The sequence below is a fragment of the Streptomyces longisporoflavus genome (assembly GCF_014649775.1).
In the GTDB taxonomy this organism is placed as follows: Bacteria; Actinomycetota; Actinomycetes; order Streptomycetales; family Streptomycetaceae; genus Streptomyces; species Streptomyces longisporoflavus.
In genome coordinates, this window is record NZ_BMTR01000001.1 from 837334 (window position 1) to 850869 (window position 13536).

11 protein-coding genes are annotated in these 13536 nt (G+C 70.2%); 4 read left to right on the forward strand and 7 right to left on the reverse strand.

Annotated elements, in window-relative coordinates; translation table 11 throughout:
- Positions 1 to 16 precede the first annotated feature (16 nt).
- The gene (locus IE226_RS03965; protein WP_190079496.1) at positions 17 to 1411 is read left to right on the forward strand and encodes a mycothione reductase; all 1395 of its coding nucleotides are present in this window, start codon (positions 17 to 19) and stop codon (positions 1409 to 1411) included.
- A gap of 7 nt (positions 1412 to 1418) precedes the next feature.
- Here IE226_RS03965 and IE226_RS03970 read toward each other — a convergent pair whose 3' ends face one another.
- The 5 genes from IE226_RS03970 to IE226_RS03990 form a co-directional block, all read right to left on the reverse strand.
- Entirely contained in the window at positions 1419 to 2846 is a 1428-nt protein-coding gene (locus IE226_RS03970) for a cellulose binding domain-containing protein (protein ID WP_190079497.1), read from the reverse strand.
- Positions 2847 to 2875: 29 nt separating this feature from the next.
- The gene (locus tag IE226_RS03975) at positions 2876 to 4459 is read right to left on the reverse strand and encodes a beta-N-acetylhexosaminidase (RefSeq protein WP_190079498.1); all 1584 of its coding nucleotides are present in this window, start codon (positions 4457 to 4459) and stop codon (positions 2876 to 2878) included.
- Between the two features lie 68 nt (positions 4460 to 4527).
- A complete protein-coding gene (locus tag IE226_RS03980) occupies positions 4528 to 5367 on the reverse strand; it encodes a carbohydrate ABC transporter permease (protein WP_190079499.1) in 840 nt (279 codons plus the stop codon).
- The gene (locus IE226_RS03985) at positions 5364 to 6350 is read right to left on the reverse strand and encodes a carbohydrate ABC transporter permease (protein ID WP_190079500.1); all 987 of its coding nucleotides are present in this window, start codon (positions 6348 to 6350) and stop codon (positions 5364 to 5366) included. The genes IE226_RS03980 and IE226_RS03985 overlap by 4 nt, the downstream gene beginning before the upstream one ends.
- A gap of 98 nt (positions 6351 to 6448) precedes the next feature.
- The gene (locus IE226_RS03990) at positions 6449 to 7708 is read right to left on the reverse strand and encodes an extracellular solute-binding protein (RefSeq protein WP_190079501.1); all 1260 of its coding nucleotides are present in this window, start codon (positions 7706 to 7708) and stop codon (positions 6449 to 6451) included.
- A 257-nt stretch (positions 7709 to 7965) separates the two neighbouring features.
- Between IE226_RS03990 and IE226_RS03995 the strand changes: the two genes are divergently transcribed.
- The 3 genes from IE226_RS03995 to IE226_RS04005 all read left to right on the forward strand — a co-directional run bounded on the left by IE226_RS03995 (position 7966) and on the right by IE226_RS04005 (position 10200).
- The gene (locus IE226_RS03995; RefSeq protein WP_190079502.1) at positions 7966 to 8814 is read left to right on the forward strand and encodes a GntR family transcriptional regulator; all 849 of its coding nucleotides are present in this window, start codon (positions 7966 to 7968) and stop codon (positions 8812 to 8814) included.
- A gap of 59 nt (positions 8815 to 8873) precedes the next feature.
- On the forward strand, positions 8874 to 9404 hold the full coding sequence (locus tag IE226_RS04000; RefSeq protein WP_190079503.1) for a hypothetical protein: 531 nt from the start codon (positions 8874 to 8876) through the stop codon (positions 9402 to 9404).
- 130 nt (positions 9405 to 9534) lie between these two features.
- Entirely contained in the window at positions 9535 to 10200 is a 666-nt protein-coding gene (locus IE226_RS04005) for an alpha/beta fold hydrolase (RefSeq protein WP_190079504.1), read from the forward strand.
- Between the two features lie 36 nt (positions 10201 to 10236).
- Here IE226_RS04005 and IE226_RS04010 read toward each other — a convergent pair whose 3' ends face one another.
- Positions 10237 to 11709 carry a helix-turn-helix domain-containing protein gene (locus tag IE226_RS04010; RefSeq protein ID WP_229870403.1) on the reverse strand — a complete coding sequence of 491 codons (1473 nt, stop codon included), beginning with the start codon at positions 11707 to 11709 and terminating at the stop codon, positions 10237 to 10239.
- Positions 11710 to 11864: 155 nt separating this feature from the next.
- Complete coding sequence (locus IE226_RS04015; protein ID WP_190079505.1) at positions 11865 to 13397, reverse strand: FAD-dependent oxidoreductase; 1533 nt, start codon at positions 13395 to 13397, stop codon at positions 11865 to 11867.
- Positions 13398 to 13536 lie beyond the last annotated feature (139 nt).

A 13536-nucleotide genomic window follows, 5' to 3' on the forward strand; every position in this document is an offset into this window, starting at 1 on the left:
GGGCTACACCTTTCCCATGACACATCACGATCTCGTTGTGGTCGGAGCAGGCTCCGGAAACGCCGTCGTCGACGACCGATTCGCCCACCTGGACGTCGCGATGGTCGCGCAGGGCCCCTTCGGGGGCACGTGCCTGAACGCGGGCTGCATTCCCAGCAAGATGCTGGCCGCCACCGCGGACATCGCCAACACCGTCCGGGACAGCGCCCGGCACAACGTGCTGGCGCAACTGGAGGAGATCAACTGGCCCGGCGTGCAACGGCGCGTGTTCGGCCGCCTCGACGCGCAGGCGAGGGACGGAGAGCAGGGGCGCCGGGAGACACCCTGGATGACGGTCTACCGCGGGCACGCGCACTTCACCGGAGACCGAGAGCTCCAGGTCACCACCGACGCCGGCAGCGAGCACATCACGGCGGACCGGATCGTCGTTGCGGCTGGCAGCCGCCCCACCGCCCCACCCGCCATCACCGACTCGGGCCTGCCCTATGAAACCTCCGACACCGTCATGCGCCTGGACAAGGTGCCCGAGCGGCTGATCGTGGTGGGCGGCGGCTACATCGCCGCCGAGCTCGCCCACGTCTTCCACACGGCAGGCGCCGGGATCACGATCGTCGAGCAGGGGGAGCGGCTGCTGACCCCGCAGGACGAATCCGTCTCCCGGGCGTTCACCGACAGCGCGCGTGCACGGTGGGACCTGCGCCTCGGCCGGGAGGTCACCGGTGTCCACGGCACGCCCGGCGACCTGACGGTGACGCTGGACGACGGCACCCGACTCGGCGCGGACACACTCCTGGTGGCGGTCGGACGCCGGTCCAACGCCGACACCCTGCACATCGACAAGGCCGGCATCGCCTCCGACGAGCAGGGCCTGATCACCGTCGACGAGCAGCTGCGCACCAGTGCGCCCGGCGTCTGGGCTCTGGGTGATGTCACCGACGGCGGCCCCGCGCTGAAACATGTCGCCAACCGGCAGGCCGAGGTGATCGCGCACAACCTGCTGCACCCCGACCGGCCGCGGGAGATGTCCTACCGGGTCGTTCCCGCGGCGGTCTTCGCCGAGCCGCAGATCGGGCAGGTCGGCCTCACCGAGCAGGAAGCCCGGGAGCGCGGCATCGACTTCGTCGTCGGCCGCCGCGACTACCAGGACATCGCCTACGGGTGGGCCCTGGAGAACACGCAGGGCTTCTGCAAGATCCTCGTCGAACGCGACACCGGGACGATCATCGGAGCCCATGTGCTCGGCCCCCAGGCGGCCACGCTCATCCAGCCTCTCGTCCTGGCCATGACGTGGCGCCTCCCGGCCCGCGACGTGGCCGAACGCCCCCTGTGGCCCCACCCCGCGCTGACCGAAGCAGTCGAGAACGCCCTGCGCGAGGCGATCGAGAACTGCGCACAGGGCGAGGCTGATTGACGTACCGTCAGGTGGCCGGCACCGTGTCCTCGAAGGTCGTGCCGGCCGCGCGGTACTCGCCCACCAGGGTGCCCACCCGGGCCGGGGTGAGGACCTGGTCCTTCACGTGCAGCACGTAGTCCACCTGCTGGTCGTACGAACGCGGCGTGGTGCTGCTCTGGCCCGCCAGGTCGATCAGCCACTGGTTGAAGTTGATCGACATGGGCCGCTCGGGCAGATAGGCGGCTCCGTGTGTGCCGAAGTGCTGACCGTCGACGTAGTAGGTAATGGCGTTGTCGTCGATGGTCACCACCAGGTCGTGCCAGCCGGCGTAGCTCTGCCGGACTTCGCTGTGCTGGTTGACGGCCTCCCACGGGTCGGGCCGGTAGGTCTCCCACGAGGTGGTGTAGAGGATGTTGGCGGGCTCGCCCCAGCCGCCGTTGGGCAGGTACTCGAAGTCGTACTCCGCGTAGTCGTCCGCCATCGGCGCCTTGAGGTCGTTGATGGTGAAGAACGTCTGGACGAGGCGGTCGCCGTCGGGGCCGGACCGGGGTGCGTCACTGAACTTCACGCGGGCCGCGTACGTCCCGTTGCGGAACTTGGTGGCCCGGGTGAGGATCTCCGTCTGTTCGGTGGACGAGGCTGTTCCGGCGGTGGAGGTCTCCAGGTTCATCACCGAGTTGCCGCTCTGGGCGGCGAACGTGACGTTGTCCGGCGCCCAGCTCGCTCCGGGCACGCCCGGGCCGCCGGAGTTCGAGCGGACGCTCCAGCCGTGCGCGCCGATCTTCGGATCGGTGTGGCTGCTGTAGTTGAAATCGTCGAACAGAGTGGGACCGTCGGCAGGCGGGTCGGTGGGGTCCGTGGGATCGGTCGGGTCGTTGCCCCCGGGCGCTTCGCCCCAGGTCGTGGTCCCGCCCTGGTGCGCCGTGACGCGCGGCCAGTCACCGTAGGCGGAGCGCTCCTGGCCGAAGGAGTAGTCGTCGCTCTGGCGCACCGGCTGCCAGTTCGTCTGATGGAAACGCAACTGCATGTCCCCGGTGTCCGCGCCGGGGGCCAGGCTCCCGGCCCCGGAGGTGAAGGAGAGCTCCAGGTACCGGTCGGCGGTGGCCGTGGGGCGGGCGAGCGTGCCGAAGGTGCCGGTGATGTTGGAGCAGCCCTTCACCGCCCAGGAACAGGCGAACCGATACGACGAGGAGGGCGCGTCGGCCTTGAAGTAGTAGCGCACCTTGACGTCGCTCAGCCGCACGGCGGAGCTGCCGGTGTTGCGTATTTTGAGCCAGGGTTCGCTCTGGTCGGCCGTGGCACCTGAGGCGCTCGTGCGGTACTGGACGACCAGGCCCGCGGCCGCGGCGGCGCCGGCGGACGCGGGTGTTGCCGCCAGCGCGGTGCAGCCCAGGGCCACGGTGAGTGCGGCGGCCGCTGCCGCGCGGATACGGCTCTTGGCGAGTTCTCTCATGACGGTCCTCTCTGGAGAACAGTGGGGTCTCATGGACGGATCGGTGCTGTACCCGGGGAGTTCAGGGAGTCGGCCAGGGGGCGGTAGCGGACGCCGAGGGCGTCGAGGCGGCCGGTGTGCCGGCGCAGCCGCTCGAGGAATCCGGGCCAGTCGCTGCGGCTGCCGGACCAGGCCCGGTCCGCGAGTGCGCACAGGCGCGGGTAGGTGAGGTATTCGATGCGGTCGGGGGTCTTCACGTACTCCGTCCACAACTGGGCCTGCGTGCCCAGGATTCGGGCGCTATCGTGCGGGTCCCAGTGCTCGGGTGCGGGTTCGTTGCCGTGCACCGCCCGCAGTCCGACGGGGGCGCCGGGCTGGCCGGGAGGTTCGGCGGCGTCGCCGGACTGCGCGTAGTCGAGGTAGGTGGTCCGGTGCGGCGCGGCCACCACCTGGTGGCCGCGCCGGGCGGCGGCCAGGGCGTGGGCCGGATCGCGCCAGGTCATCACGGTGAAGTCGAGGGGCAGTTCGCTTCCGGTCTCGGCCCAGCCGACGGGTGTGCGGCCCCGCTCCACCAGGAACGCGCCGATCCGGCCCATGAACCAGCCGTGCAGCGCCCTCGCGTCGGGAAGGCCTTCGGCCGTGGCACGGGCCCGGGCCGTCGCGCTGTTCTCCCACTCGGTGGTCGGGCACTCCTCGCCGCCCAGGTGGATGTAGGGGGAGGGGAAGAGGTCCATGACCTCCTCCAGTACGGTCCGGCAGAAGTCCAGTGCCTGGTCGTGGACGCCGAGGACGGTGTCGCACACGCCCCACCTCGTCCAGACGTCCAGGCGGCGCCGCGGCTGGTTTCCCAGTTCGGGGTAGGCGGCGAGGGCGGCGCGCACATGGCCGGGCATCTCGATCTCGGGCACGACGCGCACGCCGCGGGCGGCCGCGTAGGTCACCAGGGTCCGCAGTTCCTGCTTGGTGTACGTCCCCGAGTGCGGGACGCCGTCGAAGCGCGCGGCGCCCCGGCCCGGCGGTGCCGTCATCGACTGCCGCCGGTGAGCGCCGACCGAGCTCAGGCGCGGGTAGGCGTCGACCGGCATGCGCCAGCCCTGGTCGTCGGTGAGGTGCAGGTGCAGGGTGTTGAGTTTGTGGAAGGCGAGGAGGTCCACGTACCGCAGCAGGTAGGACACCGGCTGGAAGTGCCGGGCCACATCGAGCATGGCGCCGCGCCAGGGGTGGCGCGGCACATCGCTGATCTCGATGCAGGGCAGTTCCCACGGGCCGCCCGGCGACCGGCCGGACAGGGCCTCGGCGGGCAGCAGTTGACGGATCGTCTGCACGGCGCGCAGCAGTCCGGTGGACCGGCGGGCGCGCAGGGCCAGGGCCCGGGGCCCGATCGTGATCCCGTACCCCTCCTCGCCGAGGCCGCTGAGCCGTTCGTCGAGGGCCAGCACGAGCTGCCCGTCGTCGGCTGGCGCGAGGGGCAGTCCGGTGACCGGCGTGAGCAGGGTGCGCAGCAGATCGGCCGCCGCGCGGGTGCCGGGCTGGGAGCGCACGGTCGTGTGCCGGTCGAGTACGAAGCGGCCGGGGCGCGGGGAGACCTTGCGGGGCCGGGGCACGAGGGAGCGCTCGGGGTGTGATGCGGGCATGCTGGAAGGCCTCCGGGGTGGTGAACGGCGATGGTCCGCGCCCGTTCCTGGCGGCTCGGCTGCGCGGGTCAGCCCTTGACGGCGCCGGCCGCGAAGCCGGAGGTGACATGGCGCTGGAGCAGCAGGAAGATCACGAGGGCGGGCAGGGCGAACAGCGTCGAGGCGGCCATGGTCGCGCCCCAGTCGGTCCCGAACGTGTTCTGGAAGGACGACAGCCAGACGGGCAGAGTGCGGTTGTCCTGCTCCTTGATGATCAGGAAGTTGGCGTAGGCGAACTCGTTCCACGCGGTGATGAAGCCGAACAGCGAGGTCGCGAGGAGGCCGGGCATGAGCAGGGGCAGGGCCACCCGCCCGAAGGCTCCGGTCCGGGTGCAGCCGTCGACCTGGGCCGCCTCCTCCAGTTCGGGCGGAATGGTCGCGATGAAGCCCCGGAGCACCACGATCGTGAAGGGCAGCGTGATCATGAAGTAGACCAGGGTCAGGGTCGGCAGCCGGTCGAGCATGGCGGTGTCGCGGGAGATGATGTAGATGGGGATGATCAGTGATTCCCACGGAGCCATCTGCGCGATGAAGACCATGAGCATGAACTGCCGCCGGCCCCTCCAGCGCATCCGCGCGACCGCGAAGGCGGCCCCCAGCGCGACCACGAGCGACAGCAGCACGGCCGCGAGGGTGACCAGGACGCTGTTGCGCCAGAAGAGCTCGAATCCGTCGGCCTGGACGGCCTTGCGGAAGTGGTCGAGTGTCCAGGTGTGCGGGAAGAGCTGCGGGTCGGCGGACTGGATGTCCTTCGACGGTTTGAAGGCCGTCGAGATCATCCAGTACACCGGGAACAGACACACCGCGACGGTCACGCACGCGGCGGCGTTCAGCGGAAGCCGGCGGGCCCGGGGACGCAGCAGGGTCATCGCGGGTCGTCCTCCTGACGGAACATCTGGCGGAAGTAGAGGACGAGCACCCCGGACATCAGGACCACGGTGAGCATCGAGGCCGCCGAGCCCAGGTCGTAGCGCTGGCTGGAGAGCGCCGTCTGGACGGCGTACACGGGCAGGATGGTGGTGGCGTCCCCCGGCCCGCCGCGGGTCATCACCCAGATCTGCACGAACGCCTTGAACGTCCAGATGACCTCCAGCGAGAAGACCAGGACGAAGATCGGGCGGAGCATGGGGAAGGTGACCGAGCGGAAGATCCGGGGTCCCGATGCCCCGTCCATGCGGGCCGATTCGTACAGCTCGGAGGGAACGGTGGTGAGCGCCGAGTAGAGAGTGATCGCGGCGAACGGCACGGACTGCCACACGATGAGTACGACGAGGATGGCGAAGGCGGCGCCGCCGTCGGCGAACCACGGGTAGCGGTCGAAGGAGTCGAAGCCGAGCGAGGTCAGCAACCAGTTGACGACGCCGAACTCCGAGTGGAACAGCCACTGGAAGACGGTGGTGGCCGCGACCACGGGCATCGCCCAGGCGAGCACCAGGGCGCACAGGACCACCGTGCGGCCCGCTTTCGCGAGCCGCTCGGTCATCAGGGCGACCAGGGTGGAGATCGTCATGATCAGTACGACGTTGACGGCCATGAAGGCGAAGGTGCGGGCGACCACTTCCCAGAACCGCGGGTCGGACAGCAGCGTCCGGTAGTTCCGCAGCCCGACGAACTGGGCGTCTCCCGCGATCAGTTGGCGCAGCCGGAAGTCCTGCAGTGAGATCAGCACGGCCCGCAGCAGCGGGTAGGCCAGGAGATAGAGCATGCCGCCGATCGCCGGTGCGATCAGGACGTACGGCCAGTAGCCGCGCGCGGGCCGCGGGGACCGGCGCCGCGGCGAGTCTCCCGGCGGGCCGGAGGCCGTGCGGTGCTGGGGGGTGCGTGGTGCGGACCGTTCACGGATGGCCGGCACGGCACGTCTCCTCTCGACGGAATCCGCGGAGCAAGGACGGCGGAGTCATGAAGCGGGGCACGGGGACGGCGGAGTCATGAACCGGGGCCCGGGGGGAGTCAGGAGTTGGCGTTCATGGCCCGCGTGATGGCCGCCGACGCCTTCGCCGCCTCCTTCGCGGCGTCACCGCCGACGAGGGCCGCGGTCATGTAGTCCTTGATGGGGTTCTCGGCCTCCACCGCGGCCCAGCCGGGGGTGTTGGGCGTCGCGTGCCCGTTGGCCGCGCCCACCGCCATCGCGGAGGCGCCGGGGTCGTCCGCCACGGCCGAGGCCAGGGTGGTCCGGTTGGGCACGTAACTCATGGCCACGGCCAGCTTCTTCTGCCAGGTGTCGCCCGTCAGTTCCTTGATGAGCGTCAGGGCCTCCTCGGAGTCACCCGCCGCGGCGGGGATTACCAGATCGGAACCGCCGGTGAAGACGGCGCCCGGCGTGTCCGCGCTCTTGCCCGGAATCGGGAAGAAGCCCAGCTTGTCCTTGAGCCCGGGGTTGTTCTCGATGACGGCGTTGGCCCCGCCCGGCGTGGAGATGACCTGGGCCACCTGCCCCTTGGCCATCACCTGGGCCTGCGGCGGGTCGTCCTCGTCGGCGTCCTTGGGGCCCTTGCCCAGCGCCTGGAGGCGTGCGTAGAACTCCATGCCGCGCAGCGCCTCGGGCGTGTCCAGGGCGCCCTTCCACTTGCCGCCCGACTTGGCGGCGAAGTCGCCGCCCTCGTCCCAGATGAAGCCGCCCAGTGCGTACCACATCTGTCCGGGCAGATAGATGCCCTGCGTCTTGCCCTTGTTCAGTTTCGTGGTCGCCTCGACCCACTGGTCGCGTGTCTTGATCGCGGCGGCATCGACACCGGCCTTCTCGAACAGGTCGGTGCGGTAGATGACGACGCGGTTCGCCGCGTAGTAGGGGATGCCGTACTGCTTCCCCTCGTAGGCGCCGGGCTCGGCGAGGCCCCTGAGCCAGTGTTCGCCCTTGAGCTCGGTCTTGCTGTCCGTGAGGTCGAGCAGCCCCCCGCTCGCGGCGAACTGTGCCACCTGGGTGTTGCCCACCTCGATCACGTCGGGTGCGTCATTGCTGGCCAGCGCGGCGGTGATCTTCTCGCCGATGCCGTCCCACTCCTGGATCTGGACCTTGACCTCGATCTCGGGGTGCTTGGCTTCGAAACCCTTGACGAACTCCTTCTGGAAGGCGGCCGAGACGCTGTCACGCATCAGCCAGACGTCGACCGTCGTGTGTCCGTCGCCGCCTTCGTCGGCGGAGCCGCCGCAGGCACTGAGTGTGGCGGCCATGACAAGAGTGGAACTACCGGCAAGCAAGCGGTACTTCACGATTCACCTCGGAGAGAGCAAGACCTGACCACCTGACCAGTGGGGCTCACTGGTCAGCTCGTCCCTTGATGCTGGATGAAGGTGGCATAGACCAATGGGGTCGTCAACCCCCTTCACTGACCGAAGAGTTGACGATCTACCCAGCTCCGAGCGCGACGCCGTTCCCCCGCTCGGTGGTTACACTGGGCCTGACCAGTAGCCTCGGTTCGGGCGCTGGCTGCTCGAGCTGGTAAGCAATTGAGGTCAGTGGGGACACCATGGATGCCGACGTACCCGGGACGGTGCTCAAGCGGGAGAGGGCCCGCGATGCCGTGCTCGAACTGATCGAGTCACGCAACCCCGGCGATGCCATCCCCTCCGAGCGCGCCCTGTGCGCCCTGCTCGCCGTGTCGAGACCCACCGTGCGCTCGGCGATCGACGAACTGGTGGCCGCGGGACTCCTGGTCCGCGAACACGGCCGAGGCATGTTCGTCGCTCCCGCGAAGATCACCCAGGAGCTGGTCTCCGGGGACCGCGCCCTGACCGTCCCGCAGGCGGCGGGCACCTGGTCGAGCAGACTCCTTGAGTTCACCACCCAGCCGGCCGGCGCCCGGGTCGGCCGCAAACTGCGGATGTCACCCGCGCAGGAGATCCTCTACGTGGCCAGACTGCGCCTCGTCGACGGCGCACCGATGGCCATCGAGCATCTGCACCTCAGAGCGGCACTGGCCCCCGGCCTCTCGGCCGCCGAACTGGAGAGCGGAGATCTCTACGAGCACCTGCGGGACACCCACGGGGTGCACGTCCACGAGGCCGTCCAGGCCATCGAACCGACCGTCGTGACCCGGGCGGAGGCCAAGCTCCTGGACGTTCCCGAACTTTCCCCGGCGCTGCTCTTCGAGCGGCTGACCTCGGACACCGAAGGACGCCCCGTCGAATACGTCCACTCGCTCTACCGGGGCGACCGCTACCGCATCGTCTCCCGCCTCACCCTCGGCCCGGCGGCCACGCCCCGGACCGCCGGGGACGACCACGACCACCATCCGGGCATCCCGCCGGGCGACTTCGCCCTCGGCGACGCCGTGACGTCGTCCACCCGGGGGGACATCCAGGGACGGCTCCCCTGAGATCCGCGACGGCGGGCAGGCCGCGTGCGCAGCGGCGGCGGGATGAAACGATCCCGGCCATGGATCGACTTCCGTACTCGGCCGCTTGGCTGTTGCAATGGCGTGCGCAGATCACGGACGCGGTAGCCGCGATGGCCGCGACCTTCGAGGAGACGTACGGGTTCCCGGCCGGCGACAACGAGGTCCGCCTCGCCGACGAGGACGACCGTCGCGCCGTCCGCGCGTACGCCCGCGAGTGGCCGGGCACCGATGATCTGCTGACGTTCTACCGGTCCATCGGGGAGGTCCTCCTGCCCGACGTGGGAAACGGCATTTTCCTCCACTCGGCGCGCGATGTCCTGCACCGAGTGGCGGAGGAGGGCCACGTCTTCCTCCCGGGGGCCGACGATCCGCACGGCATGGTCATCGGCTCCGACGGAGGGGGCATCCTGTTCGTCGCCGACCGGAGCGGCATGATCCATCGGTCCCGTACGGCTTCCACGGACGCGGGGGAGTTCGACAGGGCCGCCGACAACCTCCCGGACTTCCTCGACCTCATCCGCCGGTCGGTGCTTCGCTTCGCGGAAACGGGCGAGCCCGGCTGTCCGTGAAGCAGCGCCGACTACGCGACCGTCGCGGGTCACCCTTGCCTCCCGTGCTCGCCGGGCAGGTCCGCTGCCGGAATCGCCGCGTCTTCGCAGAACCCCGGGGAGGAAGCAACTGCGCAGGTATACAGGGAGCATGGCAACTTTCGTGCTCATCCACGGCGGCGGCGACAGCGGCTGGGCGTGGCACCTCCTCGAAGCCCAGCTGCGTTCTCGGGGGCACGAGACCGTCGCCCCGGACCTGCCCTCGGACCAGCCGGCCGCAGGGCTCGGCGACTATGCCGACGCCGTGGCCGAGGCCGTGGGAGAGCGGCGGAATCTCGTGGTCGTCGGCCATTCGTACGGCGCCTTCACCGCACCGCTGGTGGCCGAACGGCTCGGGGCCGAGGCGCTGGTCCTGCTGGCCGGGATGATCCCGGAGCCGGGCGAGCGGCCCGACGACTGGTGGGAGAGGACCGGGTGCAACAAGGCCAGGGACGCCGCGGGCCTCTCCGCCATCGAGGACCCCTTCGAGAGCTTCTACCATGACGTGCCCCGCGAACTGGCCGAGGAGGCCCTGCGCAGGGAGCGGGAGGAATCCTCCAGGGTGGGCGGCGAGCCCTGGCCGCTGACCGCCTGGCCCGACATCCCCACGAAGTTCATCGTGTGCAAGGACGACCGCTTCTTCCCGCCCGAGTTCTTCCGTGCCCTGGCCCAAGAGCGTCTTGGCGTCACACCCGACGAGATCGGCGGTAGCCACTGCGTAGCACTCAGCCGACCGCAGGAGCTGGCGGCGCTGCTGGTGAGCTACCTCCAGGAGTAACCGTCGTACGAGACACGGGTGTTGCTCACGCGGTGTTCACGGTGCACGGTCGGCGATGCGCAGCGCGTGGACCAGGTCGTGGGTGCCGGGGCCGGGGGACAGGAGGCTGCGTTCCAGGAGCTGTTCGGCGCTGAGCAGGTGGGCGCGGACGGTGGTGCGGCTGATGCCGAGGTTCCGGGCGGTTTGCCGGGCGTCGGTGCCTGCGTCGACCCAGGCGCGCAGGGTCCGGCGCACGGTGTCGTCCGTGCCGGGCAGCAGCGGTCGGAGGAAGGCGTGTGCCCAGGTGGCGGCCGCTTCGGTGGCCAGCAGGCTGTCCAGCGAAGGCGGCGGCCCGGCTCCGGCGTCGCCGCGAGGGAGTGGGAGGTCGGTGACCGCCAGGGCCAGGGCGAGCTCGGCGCGGCTGCGGGGGTCCTGCAGGTTCAGGCCGAGAGCGTCCTGGACGCGTCCCAGATGGGCGGCGACGGTGTTGCGGCTGATGCCGAGCAGCCGTGCCACACCGGAGCGGGGAAAGTTCAGGGCCAGGCTCGTGATGTCGAGGGTGAGCCGGGGCGCGGCGCTGATCGGCTCCAGAAAGGAACCGGCCCAGGAGAGGGCTTCGTGACGGGGGAGCAGCCGGGCAAGGGGCGGCCGGCCGCGGTAGTGGGCAAGCCGTTCGGGCGTGTGGCAGGCCAGGGCCAGAGCGTGGCGGGCCTGTTCGTAGGCCTGCGTGGTCTCCCGCAGAAGCACCGGTGCGCTGACGCCCAGCGCGTAGTGCGGGTTCTCGCGCACCAACTCCCTTACGTGCGCGGCCAGATCACCCTTTGCCCCGTCGCCGTCGTGATCCGCGGGCAGGAGACAGATCAGATGCTCGTCGTAGACGGGGCAGCGCAGCATCAAGCCGCGACCGTGATAGCCGGACGTATCCTCGTGGGCGTCGATGAGCCTGCCACGGTCCGCGGGCGGGCAGCGCAGCAGGTGGACGCGCAGGCGTTCGGCGTCAAGCAGCGGCGGAACGGCACCGGCCGTCATCCGGCGGGCCAGCAGCAGTTCTCCCGCCATCAGGGCCATGAAGACCGCCAGTCGCAGCCGCGCCGCCGCCTGCCGGGAGCGGCGTGCGAGGTCGTCGGACTGCCGGGCACGTCGCAACACCTCGACCACGGCGCCCGCATGGGACGCCAGCGACAGGGCTTCCCGTGTCAGCGGTGTCGCGCTGATCACCACCAGCACCGGGCGAGGCACCTGTCTGCCCAGCGCTTCGCACCGCACATGAAACGCACCCGCCTGCGAGGCCGAAGCGGCCAGCCGTCCCGAGGTCAACCGCGGCAGCTCGGACCGGAGATGGGCAAGAATGTCCGGCGCGAGGCGAGCAGTGGACGCCTCCACCTCACCTGCCCGGCCGACCAGGGCGATCTGCGCGCCGAGCTGTCGCCCCATCCAGTCGACCAACGCCTGCGCATCAGGATCGGCGCTGTGCCGGACACGAGACCTCAGCTGGCACAGCAACTCGTCCAGTACGTGGGGTATCGCCACGGCCCTCCTCCGCCGGCCCTCCCGGCGGCGGCGTAACGGCAGGCCACCGGTGAAGGTCCGTCTCCACCCTGGCAGCAGGCCGTAAATGAACGCTGAACGGTTCGGGCCGTTGCCAGTGACACCCGGAGGGCCTCCCGCCTGAGCATCCGCCGTGCTCAGACCTCCCGCGGCGGAAGCGGGCCGAGGGCCGGGCCCTGGAGTACGGCGCCGTCGATGCCGAAGCGTGAACCGTGGCACGGGCACTCCCACGCGGTTTCCGCCTCGTTGAAGGCGACCAGGCACCCCAGATGCGTACAGCGCGCCGACACGGCGTGGGCCGCCCCGTCCTCGTCGCGATAGACGGCGCAGCGGTGGCCCTGGACCTTGACCACCGCACCCGAGCCGGGAGCGATGTCGTCCACGGAGTCCACCGGGGTGGACTTCAGCCGGTCACCCACGAAGTGCCGGGCGACTTCCGCCTGCTGTTGCAGCAGCGCCGAACCTTCCCGCAGGGTGCTGAGCACACGGCGCGGATCGTACAGACCCGCCCACTCGGGCGCGACGTCGGTGAGGGCCGACGCAAGGAGCTGTCCGGCCATCGCACCTCCGCTCATGCCCCAACCGCCGAACCCGGTCGCTACGTACACATGCCGTGCGCCGGGATGGAAGAGGCCCACCAGCGGCACACCGTCGCTCACGTCGTTGTCCTGGGCGGCCCACCGGTATGCCGTGTCGCCGACCGGGAAGTGCTCGTGCATCCAGGTATCCAGGCGCAGGAAGCCCTCGCGGCTGTCTGCTGTGCCGGGCGTGAAACTCTCGCCGGTGACGATGAGCAGCCGCCGGTCCTTGTCGAGCGGGGCGGTCCGCACGGAGCGCTTGCCCATGTCGTTCGTGATGTACATGTGGGCGGGGGCCTCGGAGGCGGGCAGCGGAGCGGCGACGACCAGTTCGCGGCGCGGCGAGAGGCGGGCGAAGTGCAGTGCCCGGTCAAAGACGGGGTAGTGCGTGGCGATGACGACGTCCTTCGCCGTGATCGTCGCGCCCTCCTCGGTGGTCACCTTGCAGGGGCTGCCCTCGGTAAGGCCGGTCGCCCGGGTCTGTTCATGGATGACGCCGCCTCGTGCGGTGATGTCGTCCGCGAGGGCCAGGAGGTACTTGCGGGGGTGGAACTGCGCCTGGTGCGCGACCCGCACTGCTGCGGCCACGGGGAACGGCAGGTCCGTCTCGGTCACGAAGTCGGCGTCCAGACCCGCTTCCGCGGTGGCCTCGGCCTCGGCCTCGAACGCGTGGCGTTCTCGCGGATCCGTGGTGAAGGTCACAGCCGCCGACCGCTCGAAGTCGCAGTCGACACCCAGTTCCGCGGCCACCGATGCGACCCGCTCCACCGCCGCCTGCTGGGACTGGGCGTAGTGGCGTGCGCCCGCCTTGTCGCGCGTGCGGCGCAGCCGTTCGTACACCAGGGAGTGGGCCGCGGTCAGCTTGGCCGTCGTATGTCCGGTCACTCCGGCGGCAACACGGTCCGCTTCAAGGACCAGCACGTTGCGTCCGGCCCTGGTCAGTTCCCAGGCGACGCTCAGGCCGGCCATACCGGCCCCGATCACGACAACGTCCGCCGTCGCGTCGCTCTCCAGCGCCGGCCACCGGGGACCCGGCGCGGTGGCCATCCAGTACGACTCGGCGCTGCCCGGAAGTTCAGATCGCGTGGTCATGGCTCACGTGTTCCCTCGGCAGCCGAAACGAGACGCTGGATGCCGGTTCTTCCCCTGATTGACCATCCTCGCCCCCATGAATGAGGGCGATTCCCTTCAGCTCGCGTGAGCGGGCTTGAGGGCTTCACGCATCCGCCTC